This is a genomic window from Pedobacter suwonensis (genome assembly GCF_900111825.1).
Lineage (GTDB): Bacteria > Bacteroidota > Bacteroidia > Sphingobacteriales > Sphingobacteriaceae > Pedobacter > Pedobacter suwonensis.
Map to the genome: position 1 here is coordinate 331,207 of NZ_FOJM01000002.1, position 19,891 is coordinate 351,097.

The 19,891-nt window shown below is 38.6% G+C and carries 11 protein-coding genes and 1 tRNA gene; 3 read left to right on the top strand and 9 right to left on the bottom strand.

Annotated features, from left to right (window positions below; genetic code table 11):
* Nucleotides 1–406 precede the first annotated feature (406 nt).
* The 3 genes from BM107_RS03915 (at nt 407) to BM107_RS03925 (ending at nt 4,266) form a co-directional block, all read left to right on the top strand.
* Entirely contained in the window at nt 407–1,141 is a 735-nt protein-coding gene (locus BM107_RS03915) for a GntR family transcriptional regulator (protein WP_090980486.1), read from the top strand.
* Between the two features lie 226 nt (nt 1,142–1,367).
* Nucleotides 1,368–3,131 carry a UvrD-helicase domain-containing protein gene (locus BM107_RS03920; RefSeq protein ID WP_090980488.1) on the top strand — a complete coding sequence of 588 codons (1,764 nt, stop codon included), beginning with the start codon at nt 1,368–1,370 and terminating at the stop codon, nt 3,129–3,131.
* 253 nt (nt 3,132–3,384) lie between these two features.
* Nucleotides 3,385–4,266: a tetratricopeptide repeat protein gene (locus BM107_RS03925; RefSeq protein ID WP_090980490.1), complete on the top strand. Its 882-nt coding sequence runs from the start codon at nt 3,385–3,387 to the stop codon at nt 4,264–4,266.
* A 274-nt stretch (nt 4,267–4,540) separates the two neighbouring features.
* Here the strand turns inward: BM107_RS03925 and BM107_RS03930 are convergent, their stop codons facing one another.
* From BM107_RS03930 to BM107_RS03985, 9 genes are all read right to left on the bottom strand, one after another.
* Complete coding sequence (locus BM107_RS03930) at nt 4,541–4,816, bottom strand: helix-turn-helix transcriptional regulator (protein WP_090980492.1); 276 nt, start codon at nt 4,814–4,816, stop codon at nt 4,541–4,543.
* 1,535 nt (nt 4,817–6,351) lie between these two features.
* Nucleotides 6,352–6,428, bottom strand: a tRNA-Pro gene (locus BM107_RS03940).
* A 148-nt stretch (nt 6,429–6,576) separates the two neighbouring features.
* A complete protein-coding gene (locus BM107_RS03945) occupies nt 6,577–8,106 on the bottom strand; it encodes a hypothetical protein (protein WP_090980496.1) in 1,530 nt (509 codons plus the stop codon).
* A gap of 193 nt (nt 8,107–8,299) precedes the next feature.
* A complete protein-coding gene (locus tag BM107_RS03950) occupies nt 8,300–9,808 on the bottom strand; it encodes a glycosyltransferase family protein (protein ID WP_090980498.1) in 1,509 nt (502 codons plus the stop codon).
* Nucleotides 9,809–11,855: 2,047 nt separating this feature from the next.
* Nucleotides 11,856–13,424 (bottom strand): NAD(P)/FAD-dependent oxidoreductase, encoded by a 1,569-nt coding sequence (locus BM107_RS25030; RefSeq protein ID WP_090980502.1) that lies wholly within the window; start codon nt 13,422–13,424, stop codon nt 11,856–11,858.
* A 721-nt stretch (nt 13,425–14,145) separates the two neighbouring features.
* Nucleotides 14,146–15,693, bottom strand: coding sequence for a hypothetical protein (locus BM107_RS03970; protein WP_090980506.1), 1,548 nt, complete (start codon nt 15,691–15,693; stop codon nt 14,146–14,148).
* A 403-nt stretch (nt 15,694–16,096) separates the two neighbouring features.
* On the bottom strand, nt 16,097–17,395 hold the full coding sequence (locus tag BM107_RS03975; protein ID WP_090980508.1) for a hypothetical protein: 1,299 nt from the start codon (nt 17,393–17,395) through the stop codon (nt 16,097–16,099).
* Nucleotides 17,396–17,783: 388 nt separating this feature from the next.
* Nucleotides 17,784–18,200, bottom strand: a complete 417-nt coding sequence (locus BM107_RS03980) for a hypothetical protein (RefSeq protein ID WP_139222265.1) — start codon at nt 18,198–18,200, stop codon at nt 17,784–17,786.
* Between the two features lie 4 nt (nt 18,201–18,204).
* Nucleotides 18,205–19,758 (bottom strand): hypothetical protein, encoded by a 1,554-nt coding sequence (locus BM107_RS03985; RefSeq protein WP_090980512.1) that lies wholly within the window; start codon nt 19,756–19,758, stop codon nt 18,205–18,207.
* Between the last annotated feature and the right edge of the window lie 133 nt (nt 19,759–19,891).

The window sequence follows — 19,891 nt, forward strand, 5'->3', positions numbered from 1 at the left end:
GGTGCTGGTATATTATATTTTGAATTTGGTCCATGTTCATACAATATTCTCATCATCCATAAATTTCAGGTATACGAAATGAGATCTTTTTATTCCGGCAACGATGCTTTAATCGTGATCATAGTTGCACAACCATCACTAAAACGCATACAACTTGTGTTCAGAAAAGTTATTTGGCTCAACATGATGAAAATTTTAAAAATTAAGTAAATTATCTGGTTAGATGGTACATTCTTTAGTATGTACATACAAATGTATTATTAAATAAATTACTTCCAAACTTTTGTTCGATTATTTTTTGCCCCTGACTCCTGATCGCGACCAAAATGGGACTCATATCGTAGAAAACAATAGCATGTATGTACATGATGTAATTAAATGAATTTTTTATATCATTGCATCAAGTATGAAACTAACAATAGACCATAAAAGTCAGGTACCATTACATGTACAGGCAGAAGCATTGTTACGGAAATTGATTGAAAGTCCTGAATATTCCGGCGGCAAACTGCTTCCCAATGAAGTAGACTTATCAAAGGAATTGGGCATATCACGTACTACTTTACGCCAATCGATCAATAAACTGGTTTACGACGGTTTACTCATCCGGAAAAAAGGCGTGGGTACCAGGGTTGCCGAGTCGAAATCACTGAGCTCCAAATCCAAGAACTGGATGAGTTTCTCTCAGGAAATGAGCGCCAGGGGAATTCCAATCCGAAATTTTGAATTACATGTAAGCTGGGTTTATCCGGAAAAGCGGCTGGCCAGTTTTTTTCAGATCAAGGAAGATAAGAAGGTGCTGAAACTGGTTCGCTTAAGGGGCCGTCCGGAGGGGCCTTTTGTATATTTTGAATCTTACTTTCATCCAAATGTAGGCTTAACGGGCGAGGAAGATTACAAAGCGCCCCTTTATGAAATGCTCGAAAAGGAACATGCGGTTGTTGCGATGATATCCAAAGAGGAAATCAGTGCCTTACTCGCGGATGAGTTCATTGCCGCCAAACTGGAGACCGATATAGGCTCCCCTATCTTATTCCGGAAGCGTTTTGTTTATGATATTGACGAAAAACCAATTGAATACAACCTCGGCTTTTATAAGGCAGATAGCTTTATTTATACAGTGGAAAGCAGAAGAGATTAGCTGGCCGATATTGCACAGCCCACCTGAGATGCCCGAAAACTGATCAGACATGAAAATTAAGGGTTAACACGATATCGCATCTTTGGTTCTTTTAACCTTCCACATGTTCTCGTCTACAATACCCCCCAATCCTTGTTATGATTGCGGATTTACCGACAGTGTCATGGAAAATAATTCGCTTAAAATACGTATCCTTGCAGCGCAAGCAGTAAGTATCCTTTGAGAGATGGAATGGACCAGGCAACAGAAAGATATCATAAACTCTTCCGGCAATATTAAAATAAACGCTGTAGCAGGCTCAGGCAAAACGACCACCATCATTGAATACGCTGCAACCAGACCACCGGGCAGCCGGATTTTGTACCTGGCATTTAACAAAGCCGTTAAAAACGAGGCAGCAGGTAAATTCAGGAACAAAGGCCTTCAGAATGTGACTGTGGAAACCGCTCATTCCCTTGCCTTTCGCCATGTGGTCATGGGGAGTAAATACCGGGTCAAAAACAAGGATTATACGACAGATGAAATCCTCCGTATCCTTGAGTTGCAGAGTACGGGCGAACAGCACAGCCAGCTTCTCATTGCCAACCATATCCTTAAACTCAGCGCTTATTTCTGTAACAGTGATCAAACAAAGATTCAACAGTTAAAATATGTCGATCTTTTAGAAGATGATGAAGCCAAAACTTTTGTTGGCAAGACTTACGATTACATTGTTAAACAGACCAGGATTTTTCTGGGAAAGATGGATAAGGCCGAAATCGAAATCACCCATGATTTTTATTTAAAGAAATTTCAGCTTCAGCAGCCACAGCTGGGCTTTGATTACATCCTGTTTGACGAGGCGCAGGATGCTTCCCCCGCCATGCTCGACATCTTTTTGAAGCAAAAGGCGACAAAAGTCATGGTGGGCGACACCCATCAACAGATCTACGGCTGGCGTTACGCCGTAAATTCCCTGCAAAAAGCAAATTTCAAAACTTACCATCTATCGATGAGTTTCCGCTTTGGGCAGGACATCGCAAACCTGGCCATGGAAACACTTAGGCTAAAAAACCTATTGGAACCTCACCGACCCATGACCATCCTGGGAAAAGGGAGGGAAACAAAAATCAAAACCAACGCAGTGATCGCGCGTACGAACCTTGGACTGCTGGTCAAAGCCATTGAATATGTGACTGAGCGAAAAAACATCAGACACATCTACTTCGAAGGAAACATCAACTCCTACACTTATGCAGACGAAGGCGCTTCGCTATATGATATTTTGAGCCTGTATAACGCAAACCACGATCAGATCAGGGATCCGATCATCAGATCGATGGGGAATCTGGAAGATCTCGAAACCTATGTTGAACAGACGGCAGACACTGGTTTATCAATGATGATCGAACTGGTCCGCCTGTACGGAAACAGCATTCCCGGCATGATCAAGGCCATCAAAGAAAAACATGTACCTCAGAATGAAAAAGCAAAGGCTGAAATCATTTTTTCCACCGTGCACCGTTGCAAGGGGATGGAATATGACGCAGTGCTTTTGGCAGACGATTTCGTAACCGAGGACAAAATCCGGAGGCTCAGGGACGACAAAAATGCCCAGCCGGGGCAATTTAGCCGGATGAACGAAGAAATCAATCTTTTGTACGTTGCCATTACTAGAGCGAAAAACGGCCTCTATATCCCCGACTCCCTGTTACCGAAGCACTTCCCGGCTTCACCCAAGATATACGTGATCGCATCAGCTAAACAACTGCCGAAGACTTCGGAGCCCGGATCGGGTGATCAGAAAAAAGGTTTGAACATAAAACCCGTATCCAGCGAGAAACACCTGCATGCAGCAAATCAGTCCTGGACAGTTGAACTGGACAACGAACTCACCATTATGTTTGCCGACGGTTATGGCCTAAGCGATCTCTCCCTTCATTTTGGCCGCTCAAAAACAGCCATCAGTATGAGAATCAAAAGACTAGGGCTCGAAGATTTATACTATTGATAAAAAATCAACCTATTTGATCTGTGCCTGGACTTTGCTGATCATGGGACCTGATGAATAAACGTTTGTTGGATTTAATGAGTTTATTTAACGCATTGGTGGGCATTTAACACACTCATTGAACGACTAAGGTTATTCATAAAAATCATATATTCGTAATCATATACCTAAAACTTTGTACCCTGGGGAATAAGCCGATCTTTTAATTTTTAATACGAACAAGGTTCCATTTCCGCTTTTATAACTGACCATTATGAAATTTACCTATTTTTCATTTTTACTCGTTAACCTGTTGTTCAACAATTCAAAAGTACCAGCCCAGGACCTAAGCAACCCGGAACTGGCAAAAATGGCTGAAGCTGACCAGCGGGACAGGATGAATGGCCCAATTGACTGGAATAAGCTGAACAGGGAAGATAGCATCAGGCGTGCCGCTGTAATGGACATGATCAAATCAGGTAAAGTACAAACGGCAACAGATCACCTTAACGCAGGTATCATTTTTCAGCATGGAAATGATACAGTTGCTTCGGCTATGGCAGTGAAAAACTTTGCAATAGCTATCCGGATGGACAGTTCATTAAACCGATGGTGGTATGCGGCAGCTGTAGACCGCGATCGGATGCGCAGAAAGCTACCTCAAATTTACGGAACGCAGTTTATACGCGATAAAAAAGAGGGAAAATGGAAACGTTACACATTGGATTCAACCGCTGTAAATGACCAGCAACGGAAGTATTACCGGGTGGAGACGCTTGCTGAACAACGGGAGAAAGAATGGAAAATGAATCTGAAACCCATTGCAGATACTTATAAGGAAAATAACTCGATTGAAAAAACGATTGCGTCCATCCGGCAGCAACATCGTTTAGGCCGATTATCGGCATATAGCCTGGAGGCAGAAATCAATACTTTTGGCTATTCATTGCTTAGACAAAATAAAAAAGAGGAGGCGCTTAAAATCTTTAAACTAAACACGGAATTGTACCCCGATGCCTTTAATACTTTTGACAGCTACGGAGAATTATTAATGACAGTTGGTAAAAAGAAACAAGCTTTAAAAGCTTATAAAAAATCGTTGCGGCTGAACCCGGAAAATGAAAATGCACGTAAAATACTCTCAGCGAACAGATAACGGGCATACCACTCTTCAGTACAGTTCTGCCCCTGAATTCATTACCAGTTCGACAATTGATCATTTGCAGAACTTTCTCAGCTATCGCTTATCAGCAAGAACTCGGATAAAAAAAATTAAGATATGCCGGCGGATCATTAGCGTCAAATGTATTTTAACTGAACTAAGCGTTATAAAACCAACACAGTCACTTCTGCATGTAACTAATCCGGCGTAATTTTTTAGTCCATTAGTACAAAAGACGTTCACAGGTTGACGACAACTTCAAAGACCTTCATATCCTTCCCCTACGCTTGCTTTCCAAAAACTCATCCTTCAGTTCACTTTTATAAAACCTATCCCCACCTGGCATTTTACTGGGTTTCAAAATGCCTTTCTTGACTTTTCTTTTATACGTGCTTTCGCTGATCCCGAGATAGTCCATCACTTCCTGTCGTGTCAGTAGCTGATCTTCCTGCAGCGTAAGATTACCGTAAGACTTCGTATAGATCAATTGCATGATCTCATAAATTTTAACCAGGACATCCAGGATTGCATTAAGTTTTTCCATACCGGTTTGCTTTAGTCAGATCAGAAGATCTGGTTATAATATAAGTAGATAGCGGATACAAAAAGCTAATGTAGGTTCGTTTGAAAGTTTCCTTCATATGTCCACCATACCTGCCGGTTGGTTACTTCAAATGCTAACTTTTCAGCTCAGATTATCTAGATTACAAATGATAAGCACTGATTGTAACAGTACCCCAAACTAAAACATTTGATAATCTTTATTAATTGATACCCGCCCCAACAGAACAATACTAAGCAGTTTAAGAATAACTCAGGTTGATCTGTGCCACAATCGATCACCATCTGACATTTAACATCCCAAAAGCCATCTTCCTGGAACCTTAGATGCATTGTCACTCATCAAAACAGTTACGAAATAAAGCATCATATGATTGTCAGAATACAAGTAACGCTGTTAATTAGGCTTAAAACTGGAAGTTACTTCAGGTTTCTGCCTAATTAAATATCAAACAGTTTGTTTAAACAAAAATAAATAAATGAGAGCAATACCATCGTCCATCGGTTAGGTCGATCTTTAGTTTTTATGCCCATTATTTGCCGGAAGTTCGCCCACAAGAATTTCCAACCTACCTGAAACAGCAGGTATATTACTTCCTTTGCTCAAACTAAATGCTTATTGGAAAAATTTTGCAGAAGCCAACCTAACCGTTAGATAATCATCCGGAATCATCATATCCCAATTGTGGAAGCACCGTTTGACTTTCAGCCCCAGGATCAGAATACCGCTAAGACCTGTAGCTTCCAACCTTTCCAAAACCGGTCGATAGACTTCCCCTAAAAACCGTCAGCCTTCCCTAAGCCATTAGCTGCAAACCGCATGATAAATTCTAAATGTGTCTCCAGACACAAAAACAAAGCACGGAGGGATCTAGAATTTTTAAAGGAATTTACAGGTACTGCTTAAATTTATATGGGGAAACATCAAGAATATAAATGTGTAATTAAATAGGCCTGCAAAAGTTATTTTACTCCAATCTTTCCGTGGTTACTTATTTGCTTGATCAGCCCTCTGCAGTACTGCACCCTGCTGACACCAAAGCTTTTGTTGAGCATACTGGATAAATTAAAAGTGCGGGGAACAGCAGAACGCGAAATATGGGTGATCAACCGCGCAGACTGGATAATTGATATTGTACCGGGTGCTGGAGACCAAGTCGGAAAAGTTGTATTTTCGGGCCTTCCCCAAACACTATAAAAAATCTGACATTAAATCGCTATCAATCTAAAAGCGAATAGAAACCGTTAGCAATATCTTTAAAAAGTCCTTTAAAAAGAATCAATAATCTGCCGTATAGCTCTCAGATTAATACAACAGATTAAATTGAAACCTGTTTAAAGTTTGATATATCCGCAATAATCTAAATAGGAAACTCCTCATTACTGAGACAAGCAACAAAAAACCATACATCTAAAAATGATGAAAAGTGTTCAGTTTAAAATATTCCGCAAAAATCAACACACCCAACATGGTTATTGGAGGTGTCTTCGCGCAAAGGAGATTGCAGATTAAAACATTGGTCGGGATGAGAAGATTCGAACTTCCGACCTCCAGCACCCCATGCTGGCGCGATACCTGGCTACGCTACATCCCGTTAACCTTGTTGATAAGGCGCAAATTAACAGAATTTCCAAGGATATTGCAATATCCCAATTAGGATAACCCAAGTTCTTATTATTTGCAAATTACCAAAGGTATGTCCTCAAAAAATCTGCTGTACTGAAACCAGCGTTCAGACAACTTTATTTAATAAAATATAAGAAGCCGCCAGTATTATTTCCCGGGCTATAGTTAAAATCGATCACAGCAGTTTTACTGGGATCTTTACGCCATGGCTTTGTCAATTGGTAAAAAAGAATAGGCTGCTCCAAGAAGTACCGTTCCGAATCATAATAGATATGACCTATATTATTTTTTTGTAAAAATTCAACAAGTGGCGCTTTTGGAAGGAAATGTCCAGAATCTTCAGTCATATTGTTTCCAACTTTCACTTTCAAGGCAGCAGCAGGGTGAGCGTCATTGTTCAAATAAATTTTCCAAATGGTAATTTGAGTTAGCATACCTGCCAAAATGAGAATAGCGAGAATCATCTTTCCCTGTTTGAACCGCAAATTCAATCTCAAGGCAACATAAATAGAAAAAATAATATATATCGCTAAATAATATCTTAACGAATTGTTTGTCGTGAAAATGGAAAAAATGCATAGATATGAAATGATCGACATTGCTGGAATCGCGTCCTTCCCACCTTTTTTAATATCTTGACAGAGAAAGTATGCGATCGTCGCCATAGTAGCAATTCCACAGAACCTGAAAATGTTTTCGACAAACTTTGGCGGTGAATAGGAATAAATATTCATTATCAATTTATAATTACTAAACAGATCCAACAACGCAAAACCATGATGATAAAAAAATATCAATAACAGGCCAAAAACCATAAATCGTAAAATGTCAGTTTCAAACCATGGCACTAAATCCGTTTGGATGTTCGGAATTTTGCGTATTGACGATATCTCAAAAAAGAGTAAGGAGAAAACACCAAAAATCAGAAGGTATGTTGTATCGGACCAAGAGCTGCCGATGCCATATTTCATTATAAAAAACAGTAATGTAAGATTCCCAAGATTAATTAAAAATATGATAATCAGTTTGATGAAGACAAAATTTCTTTCCAAAAATGTCCAGAACAGTAGGCCAATAAGAGCTGATAGTGGAACACATAAAAAAATCACATGGTTATAAGTCCCTAGTATATTAACTAGTAGAAAAATAAACGTCCATCCTGGATCGGGCAGTTCTAAGTTTTCTATGATCTTGAGAATACTTACTAGTGCGATCGATAAAAAAAACAACGTAAATGTATTGACCTCCCAGGCTATTCTTGGGGATATTAATAAAAGCGAGGATTGTAAAGCTATTACCAGAAAAAAAATGCAGTTACTTTTTTTCCTAATAACAGAAAACACAATGAGAATTGCCAGGAAATTTAATACCGGACCCGCGATCCGCAGACCAAACATTGCTGTTCCAAAAATTTTAAACGAAAGAGCAGAAGCAAGCGATTGTAATATACCCGTATAACTGTTCATTCCTAAGAGAGGGACTTTACCAATATGTAAATAGCTATCGGCTCTGATCCCCATCCAAGCCTCATCCCCATGAAGACCTGGAAGATCAGCTAATTGAAAGTTCCAGCAAAATGATATGCAGATCAGTAAAGATAACAAACAAAGGAAGCTGAGCACAGTGGAGGAAGAAGAAATTTTCATGGGCTATCATAATTTGTAACATTTGTCAAGAAAAAAATGTCAGTTGTTGATTTTAATTCGAAACGAATTGTATTGTAATGATCTGATATCATATGGGTAATAAACTAGCATTAAATGAGAAATTGAAATTAAAGCTGCACGTCAAGTATATTTAAATTAGGCTAAGCTTAAATAGTTATGATCTGTCAAATTTTTAGGGTTTGAATTCATATAAATAGAGTACCTTATTATTTAGCTCACGGTCGTAAAACAAAGTTAGTGTTTGAACAAGGTTGCTGACGTTTTGAAAAACCAGCACATAATGCTGCTCCCTTAACAGATCGAGCGTTCTTGGACCTGTAATATCATCGTTCGAAATCAAAAGTAAACTTTTACGCTCTGTCGTATTAATATAAAAACGCGGCTGCCATATTGTAGCAATTTCATTAACCTTAACCAGTTCATGCGCATAAAACCTATCCTTCGGAAATGCCCAATCTGAATAAGGATTAATCCCCTCCGTACAATTCAAAATTACCTTTTGGTTTTTGTATTTCCGATGAATGAATTGAGCGACCGCAATCTTGCCATTACCGGCAGGGCGTAAAGCGACGCATATAATTCCCGCAACATTGTATATGGACAGTATCACTACCACCATAAGTGATACCACTTTGAAAACTCCGGTATGCCTCGCTATCTGCTGGTAAGATAACACCAAAACAATGGGGATTAGATTGGCCAACGGAAACAAAAATCTCAGTTCTTTATGCGGAATGATTGCGTGCACAACCAAGAATGGTATAACCGCCCAAAAAATCGGATCGTTAAACTTTTTAAAAACAAGTAAGATCAGACCGGCAAAAAGAAAGATACCTATCGGGCCGGGAGAGAAAATAATATAGAAAATGACTTCATACCATGGCAGGATCCCGTATTGTGAGGCAACATCCTGTATAAGATTTACCTGGAAATAGTTGTAAAGTGTAAAACAGAATTCTCCATACAGCCAGTAATCGATTGTAAATCCTATCATTAGAACAGCTAAAATCACCAACGCAGTTTTCAAAAGAAAAACCACATCCCGTCCACTCATAAAAAAAAACCACAAAAACAATCCAAAAACCAATATTGCTGACTGGTATCTGAACAGAATGGCTACACCAGACACCAATCCTAAAAGATAAGCCAGGTTTTTTACTTTTCCCCGCATATCCTGCTTAATAATAGCTAAACTCAGCAGAATGAATAATCCCGACCAGCTTTCGGAAGAAAACCGTACATTAATATATGGCAAAAACCATATAAGATAGGATGATAGGACATAGATACACCTGTACTTAAATTCAACTTCATGTATGTAAGACCTGATAAAAAATCTGATGATAAAAATTGATCCGACCGCAGTCACGGCACGTAAAAAAAAAGCGAAAGCATATGGATCATTACATCCAAACCAGGAAGCCAGTCTCATCAGAATATAGCAAACCGCCGGCTGAATGCCTGACCTTATCTTCGCGTTAAATTCCCAAGCAAGATCAGATTCCGGGGTTCTACCCATTTTATAATTAGCAAATTCGACGATCTGAAAATGTTCATCCGCATTATTATAACCAGAGCTGTTATAAGCGACAAACAAATATATCATCAACATCCCGGTTAAAAACCAGGTAGAGTTTTCGAGATAAATATTTCTACGAGAACATGTACTTATGTTAGTCATATTTAACCCGACCTTAAGCTATTAAAGTGTCAATATATTTATGATCTGAAATAAGCCCGATGATATCAGAAAAGCCAGTATTACAAAACAGGTTGAAGAAAACAAAAACCTGGATTTCGATAACGAAAATAGCATCGCTGTACCAACTAAACAAGCAAAGGGCAGAACAGCTGGGTAAATATACCTGAAGTCATTTGAACAGGAAAAAGGATAGTATATTCGGAACAGAATCATTGAGCCAATCATCGCCCCAATTGCTATTAATACAGGTAGATAATACCTTAACCGCTTTAAAGCAGCGGCCAACCCCCATAAAGAATAGATCAGGAGCATCAAAAACAAAAAGCTGATTATTTTGGCCAATAATGTTAAGGCGGGGTACTTATACGGAAATTCACTAAAAAGGCTTGTTTTAAAAAGAAAAAACCAGAAGTTCTGCCTTCCTTTCGAATCATCAAGTGTATTGGTAAAAGGAATATCTATAAATTCGATTGGATTAAATGTTAAAAAGTTTGAAAAAGAGCTTTCCACATGCATTTCGCTACCGATGGCATTAGCATTATCTACGAGAATTCGTGCGTTGGGATCAGTATTAAGTCTTTCGATTTTATGATGAAATGAAAGAAAAACGGTTATTGTCATGCATAACATGAAGAGGGTTACTGTCGAAAGATAATATTTAAGTCGTTCTTCCAATATTATTTTTCCGAATAGACAAGTCCCGATTACCCCAAACAGAATAAGTCCATTGGATTTTGTCCAGACATCGAGTGCCGCTAGAAAAAGCGTTAACGTGAAATATCTTGCTTTTGGATTAAACCACCATTTGACCAAAAAATAAAACGACATGGAAAATAACAGATCAAACAAGATATCATTCCCTATTCTAACAGAAAACATTGGATTAGAACTCCAATACAAAAAGATGCCAACTGTGGCCAGATAGCATAAATTTATCTTACTCTTTAATTCAGTATTATTTTTGAGCTGATTTCTGAAGATCAAGTCAATGGTTTTTACTGAAAAAAAGCAATACACCATAAAGATGCATAAAGATAAGCTTTGAATAATTTTCAAAAACTCCTCATAATTGAAACGGTCATGAATATCCAGTGCGTTAAAATAAAAGGCCGCGCTCCGATAGTAAAATGATGGGTGGTAAAACACCCACCCACCTGACGGCAATGGAGCGCGGCCTCGTTCAATGAGATACTGAATATATTCCACATGACCATCGACATCGTATGAAAATTGATCATAAAAAAGTTTGTAAAGGTATTTTAAGCAGATCAAAAAGGCAATCAAAAACATGCCCGCTGTCGTTTTACCAAACAAAAAGTTCCTATACACCGAAACTATAATCGGTACAGCGACAATTAAAATAAGCTGATTGACCAAAATCCACCTCAGCAATCCGGTATCCTTCACATATCTTTCAAGGAGTATAGAAGATGAGAGCACCAAAATCTGTAAAAAACACACTCGGATTATCACTTTGTTTTTCGCACAAAATGCATGAAAGCAATTTGATGTTGATTTCCATAGATACTTATATCTAACAAAGAATAAGAAAAAAACAAAGATGAACAACAGAAAATATCCGTCGTAAAAAGTTGTATCAAGTATATTCAATCCATAAAGTCCCTGGTTGTTTCGTACCTTCAAAGTGATTGTATTTATACCTAAAGTAGTGAAACTCCCTACATTGAGGTAGGTTCCATTCCTATTATCACATGAATGTTTACTAAAGAGTAAAGGCGGCACATATTTGCCGTTTATTACAATTTCTTCAATACAGTCATCCGGAATAATGTGCAGTGTTCCGTTAAAAAGACGCGTTTTAAAAAATTTGAGGGTGTAAACATAAATTCCCCCTTCCCCGGCAGCCGAGGAACTAAATGGCAATCCGACACTTTTATGCTCACTATGAGGGCTTGTGATGCTTACTTTTGAAAATCCAGCTCTATTGACATTGATGATTACAAACGAAAGGATGCAAAACAGTCCCAAAAAAATGTATAGATATCTCGTTTTAATTAACAGCATGCTATGATGGGACATTTTTTATTGCCATTTCGTGATAGTCCTTTTCAGTATTGATATTCCAGATGATTGATTTGTCCTGATTTTTAGAAAGGATATGGTCAACAGCTACCATTGCAGTTAACATCGAATGGTCCTGATTATTATATTTGTGCATTCCGTTTCTGCCGATCATAAACATATTTTTGAATGAATTGGTAAAGGAAATCAAAGTACCCATCTCCTGATATGTTCCGAAGTACGCTGGATAGGCTTTAGGCACCCTTATGATCGTGGTATCAAGTACATCCTCTTCACAAATAATACCAATCTTAACAAGCTCTGCAATCGCAAAACAAACAAATTCATCGTCACCCTTGTTCCAAAGTACGTCGCCTTCATTACAGAAATACTCAAGACCAAGCCATGTATTATTCTCATCAGCTACCATATATGGGCTCCAGTTGTTGAAAATCTGTAATCTACCAATCATCACGTCCTTTTCCTGAATATATATCCAATTGTCGGAAATTTTCCTATTGATTTTTCGTCCGCTTATGGATTGATTGATTTTAAGTTTTTTCACTAAAAGCCCGACGGTGATAAAATCCCGGTAAGGTAGTCCATCCGCAATTCTTCTGATGTTCTCCGGAACCACATCTTCCATTGATTTTATGAGTTCCTTAACAGGCATAGTTGAGAAAAGGTAGTTTGCCCTGTATTTGGTTATTTCCCCTCCTGGAACTGCTATTACCGAAACTTCCACCAGGTCATCTTTTAGCCATTCTATTCTGACCACATTACTGTTTTTCAGTATGGTTCCACCCTTTTGAATGACTTTTTCTGCAACCTCTTCCCAAAGTTGTCCCGGTCCGAATTTTGGATAGAAAAACTTATTAATCAAGCTTGTTTCGATTCCTTTCTGGGAAATCGAGGTTTTATCTGTTATTACCGACTTCATTGCATGAAATATAGCTTTTGAAATTGAAAGCCCTTTGATACGCTGCGCACCCCACTCGGGTTCGATCAGCGTACAGGGGATTCCCCACACTTTCTCTGTATAATCTTTAAAAAAAGTTTCGTATAATTCTTTTCCAAATCTATTGATAAAAAAATCTTCAAGATTTCGCTCGTGTTTTATGGGTGATAGCCTTATCCTGAGATAAGAGAAGCCAATTTTGATAACCCTTGTTATACCAAGATTTCTAAAAGTATTAAAATTGAAGGTTACAGGATAATCAAAAAAACGTCTGAGGTAGAATATCCGAGATAGTCTTTTTCGAACTAACATGATTTTGTCCGGAATGGATTTTTTATGATAATCAAGATCCGCTAAACGCTGAGGCGGTTCGTCCATTACAGGAAGAAACAACTGCCACCAATCCATAACCCTTTGGGACTTGGAAAAAAAACGGTGACCTCCTATGTCAAGCCTATTTCCCTTATAATTTACCGTACGGGAGATTCCACCGATTTCCAGCGATTTTTCCAGTATCAAAGGGGAAATATGAGTCCTTTCCAGCAGCTCGTAAGCTGCGGTAAGGCCCCCAGGTCCGGCACCGATTATTATTGCAGTCTCATTGTATTTTCTCATTATTTCCACAAGTATGATCAGCTCAAATAATAGCTGAATAATATTTTAAAGAAGCGACCAGCTTATTTGCCCTTCAATGAAGTTGCCCCTTGTTGGGAGGATTGAGAATCGGTATATCATGCTCATTACAGAATTACTACACAATCCCCTATAAATAGGATGGTTCATAATTCGCTCCTCCAGACCTGCCAGCTGTTAAAAATTAATCCGCTGATAGATGTATTCCAGTGATTCAGCTAGCTTCCAACAAAATAAGCTTAGTCATATTCACAGAAAAGCTAAAGAGTAATTGAAGGACAGCCTTTGTAATCTTCTCTTTGTAAATTAATTCCTCATTAAAGACATCGATTTAATTCCTTATTTTTTTTTCTGTCCTCAGCGTAATTAGCCAGACAATCAAAAATGGAAGTAGCAGGAACAGGAATTCCATCCTAAGCATTAAAAAGCCGATCAGAAAAAAGAATGGAAAGTAGAACAACATTTTTCGGAAATAGACCCGTTTGAGAAAAAAAGGTAATGATATAATACCTACATGAGATAATAGCACCACAATCCATGAAATAATTTCCCTGTTGCTGACATCATATAACCTTAACATCATCGGGAAATCAATAAACTCATATTGAAACACAAAACTCCAGTTATGATTAATGGGAATACCAACAAATAGACTCAAAAAAATCATACCAAAAAGCAATATCGAAATCTTCCTCATAATACATCAATTACATTTACCTTTACCTGCAATACCATTACCTGTTGTTTTAACAGCACCCGCTCTGCCTCTCAAATCCTGACCGAAATCTCCCGGAGTATTCCTGAAAACACCGGAATAAGAACTATAAGTCCCGAAGTTCGCGCCCGCGGCATTCATCCAACTGATCGCGGCATCAGTACAATTGTATTCTGCTAAATAGACATTTGTTAATTCATATCTTTTATTGTTGAAATCACTTTGCATTTTGTCAAGAGCTGCCTGAAACTGTGCCGCAGTGACATTCATAGTATATTTTACATCATAAACATGGCCACTATTGTCCTTGATCGCACCTGGAGAGCTCACACCATTTCCTTTTGGATAGAAACCCAGGGTTTGGCGCACATTACTTCCGTCAGCATTATTTTTCTCGAATGTCACAAATGAATGCCCGACATCAAAGTTTTCACCACTAATCTTTTGGAAGGTAATGCCAGTTGGAACATTATATGGATTATTGGTTACTACCCCACCAGTTGGAACGACTACCCTAAACCAATCAGTCTGATTCGCATATGGCTGATCGACATATATCGTCAACGTGTAACCTTGGGCCGCCTTGTTATCATTAAAACAATTAAGGTATTCCTGGATATCTTCTATAGCTGCATTACCGTCAGCCAATAGCGTGGCGGAATCCAGGCCACTAAATTCAGAACTACCGCCCCCTCCATAGTCCGGGTTTCCTGATGAAGTACCACTGCCAGATCCACTTCCACCACCCTGTCCGCTGCCCTGACCCGTAGATACTCCGCCGGGACAGGTATGACTGATATATGTATAGGTTACATGTGTAACACAGCCGTCTACTGATGTTTCCTCCATGAATGCCTGAATGATACAATCAGGTGCCAGATTAGGTGGCATATTGATATACTCTTTAACCGAGGGGGCGCATAGTCCAGCGCTTGACAGGGCCACTCTTGATTGTGTTCCTGTATTGACAGACATCATGGTCTTATACGAAGCGTTATTGATGCTAATGTGTGAAGCCTGCGTTTTGCCATTGATAAAATACCTGCTTGTGATAAACCGGTAATTAATATCGTATTTGATAATGCCCCCATTAAAGCCATCAATAGCCCTGCCATCATAATTCTTCAACAAGTGGTCAATATGGTCCTGAACATCATAGTCCCTTCCAATAAATTCGATGATATTCCCATCATTTATATTTGACGAAGATGAAGCAAATACAAAAAACCTACGGATAGTAAATGCTTTGTTTGCGACATATTTCTCTGGCGCGGGAACGATCAACAACTGTTTTCCCGTCGAAGACTTCAATGTATAAGCATCTGACCATTGTGGTTTTAGCAGCCCAGAAAGCCCTGAGGATTTAAATAGACGATCATCAAGGTGCTGCAACCTCCAGATCTTAGCAGATTCAATTTGCTGAGTTGGGACACTTTCCCGGTCGTGTAAATAATTATCAATGTTTTTTCTGCATGCAAAAAGAAATAGACAGGCAGCAAACAGTGCTGTCAGAAAAAGAAGAGCGTTTTTTTTCATACTTGGTTAGAGAGTTAAATCGTTTTACGAACACAAAATAGTAAATAAATAGACCAAACGCAAGTTTTAATTAATTAATTCGAAAGATAACAATTGAGGCATTATGAGCGAAGTGAAGCTAGCATATGAAGGTATGCAAGTATCTGGTCATGCTTAGCGTCTTTAAGCAGTAGCATCTTCCAAACTTTAACGCAGGCCATTCGCCATGACGATGATCATTACAATATGATTTGTCGCGTCTATCATCTGTGAACTACTCTATTATTCCGGGCATTGCGCCTGCCATAAATAAAATTCAGTAAGCATAATTGTATCGAGATAATAATACCTTAAAGCGATATAGATGTTGATGGAGATTATTAAAACGAGCAAAAAGAGAGCAGTTAGTAATCTAAAGCGGATATTATTTTTCATTGCAAAGTGACTTGTAATCTCTCCTGGATTCTACCGTATCAGCCAAACGTTTTTTTAGTGTTGTTACATTTTGCCAAACTGGCACGTAGTGATAAGAGGTCAGGAATAAGAAAGTGATATATGTACCTGTAATTAAGAGGAAAAGTAGTGGCTTTCGTCCGTCGCTGATTGTTTTAACCAATAAGGTTGCACAAAGCAGGCAAGCGCCTATCGATGCGACATATGCATAACGGTCTGCGGTGACAGCAAAACGCGCTAAAGAGAATAGATTACAAGTAAGTAAAATATGAATTAAAAAAAAACAAGCAGGAAAGAGCAACATTTTGTTTTTGAACACTGGCCAGACTAAAATCAGAAATAAAGGAAGACAAATTACTGGTATCCACATCCATGATGGAATTGCTCCGCCACTTTGAAATGGAAAAGGGTATAAATATGATACGTTAACAGGTAGTATACATTTTGTAAAAAATTCCGTAAGCGTATAAAAAAACAGGGGTATTCTTTCCCATACTGAATAAAACCCTCCATCATCCAGTTGTTGTGAATCAATCGTCGCCAGTCCCAAGATAAGAGACATAATAACAAAAGGCAACTTTTCCAACCATACCTGTGATGTGTAGAAATTGCGTCCATATAAGTAGTCAATAAGCAACAAACATATTGGGAGTACAACGGCCTGCTCTTTTGCCCCAAAAGACAGCAGTCCCAGCAGCATGCATAGATAAAACCAAACACCCTTACCGCTATATAAGTATTTGCGGTAAGCAAGCAGAGCAAAAAGATAGAAAAAAGCATACAACAAAACCTTGGATGCTGCAATCCAAGAAACAGGTTCAACATTTATCGGCAGAATGGCAAACAACAAGGCTGTCAGGAAGGCGATCCGGACGTTTCTGACAGTTTGCAACGGCGCGTTGTCATTGAGCAACACAATCACCAAATAGTAAACAAGCACACAGTTAAATGTGTGGATCAAAACATTGAATAGGTGATACATTGCCGGTGAATAACCAAAGGATTGATAAATCGCCGTATAATAAAGCTGATTGACGGGAGCATATTGACCATAATAAAACTCACTAAAAACTGAAAACACGTTATCCATCGAAAATCCGCCTTCGGTATAATGATTGGTGACAAACCATTGATCATCCCATCCTATCAGAAAAGAAAATTTACGGGTTTGAAAATAAAGAAGGCCGATTATAAAAAATAATATGACAAATTGGATTGGTTGCTTTGTCCTGATATAAGCTATTGTTTTGGCAAGTATGTATGGATGCATATTTAGAACCTTATTTTTATTGGATTGTTTAGCGCATCCAACGCAAATAAGATGGAAGGATGTGCTTTTCGCTAGGAAGCATTAGCTAATAAAGCATATGAAGAAATAAACGTTTGCTTCTTAGGCTATCGACAGTATCTTGTGACATATCCGTTATAGTAATTCAAAATCTAAAATCTGACCAGGGTTTCTCAACCCGTCTACCAATAGAAAAATTAAATATTTCATTTTCGGATGCCGTATCAAAATTTAAAAAACGGAACTAAAGAGGCTTGGCTTAAGGAGTCAGGTCAATATGATATTAATAAAAACTGATATTCTACCAGAAAAGATTTGATTCATAAATCAAAAAGACGATGAAATTATATAATTGGTCAACAGTCCCCCTTTAGTTGTCACGTGGTATAATTTTATCGATCATCACATAAGGCTCGCTGTGAGGGCTTGATGGGTTCGGAAATGCAACAAGCACCACTTTATAGAGGTCAGTCTCACTCTTGCTGGCCACATTAAATGCGAATGAAGAATTGTCCAAACTTACCAATACAAGTGTATCTTTGCATCCCTCAATAATAATTTGCCCACAGTAGTTAAGCTTTTTAATATCCAGTCCATTTTGTCCGGCTATTTTTTTCAATAAAATGCCCTTATGCACCTTGACACTTGCTATTTTCTGGGCCAATACGGTCACCGATTTTTTTTGATTGGAAAGCAGTTCTTTTAACATTTCACAGGATCCCGTGTGCTGAGCAAAGGATAGAGCTGATATTAGTGAAACCATTACGGTTAAAAAATACTTGATCATGTCATTAAGGTTTTGGAATACTTTTTCTTACTTGGGTAACAATGTAATCGTGCCCTGGATTAGATGCTTGTGAAGTATAACCCGTCTGAGTCGGTCCACTGATTTTACCAGTTGTTGAATTATAATACAGCCGATTTTGGTCACTTGTTCCTTTGGTTGAATTATTGGTCGATGAATCATAAAAATTAAAATAATTTCCTTTTACAGGATCTACCCCACTTCCAACTATCACCACGAAATGGTCAGTTACGTTATCAGCATTGGAGGAACCGGCAAATGCGTCCACCCCTACCAACACAGGTATCCCTTGAGAGAGAGCACTTTGCAAATAGGTGATTGCTTTTTGAGTCGTATTTAAGTTTACACCATTCTGCCCGAAAGTCTGGAAAGTCTGAGTGCTGGGCAAATATCCGGAACAGGTATACCCCTTTTTAGCCAACATCTCTTTGGATAACGTCAAACAGTTAACGGCTTCTCCATTTACTGTACGAAAAGGAACAAATTTATCTTTCGCTATTACATTTGTCACCTTTGGAAAAGGTCCATTCTGAAAAGGATCGAATTCTTCGTCTGCATTTGGATCAGTTAACACTTCATTGTCTGAAATGTCACTCCAGTCAAAATCTGTATCAGCTAGCTGCTCTTGTACACTTCCCCCACCACCGGGGTTGCCACCATAGTCAGGATTACTGCTGCCCGTTCCGCTACCACTCCCGCTACCTGAGCCACTACCTTGACCAGGATTACTTGTACTTACCCCCGGGCATGTCTGATACATGTAGGTATAAGTTTCTGATAGGAGGCATCCTGTGAGTGGATCATATGTAAAAGAATGCTCAACTGTTACGTATCCATCTTGGCATAAAGTAGCCGGGAAATTGAGAAAAACCGGCTGAACATAAGGACAATCCTCTTGAGACATCACCAAGTTGTTATTTCCTGAAAGCATCAATTTTCCGGTTCCGCCCTTTTTTTGTGCTGATTTATACAAGTGACCGATTTCATCGGGACCTATATTAATTATCTCCGCCGCCATATCTATCTTTTTACCCTTTAGATAACCTATAGAATTTAAACGCCGGTAGTTAATATCATACTCGATAACAGATCCTGAAAAATCCGACGAAATATTTGACCCTATATTCTTTAATATCAGGTCCAGATTTGCTTCCACATTATATTTGAAGCCAATTAGTTCCAATATTCGTCCCTTTTCAACATTTCCGTTTTTCGTGGTAAAGACAAAAAACCGCCTAACCTTTACGTCACTGTTTGAAATAAAATGTTCGCTTGTAGGTACAATTAACAACAGGCTACCATCCGATGATTTTATTTGCCATGCATCCTGCCAATGCGGCTTTAATATTTTTGAAGGTGCTGTACCATTGGCTTTGTCGAAAGTCAAGTTTCGCAATCTCCAGATTTTAGCAGATTCGATCAGTGGTGATGATGCTGAGTCACGGTCAAGCAAATAATTGTTGAGGTCCTTTCTACAGGCGAAAATAAGCAAGCAACCACACAGCAAGAGTGACAGCACGAGGAGAGCATTTTTTTTCATATATCGGTTAGAATGTTACTAAAACGTTTAAATATAATAATTTTAGAATAATATTATTAACCGTAATAAAAATTTGACATTCTTCGCATGATTATACTTACCAATTAGAGGTATGCCCTGGACAAATTGATCC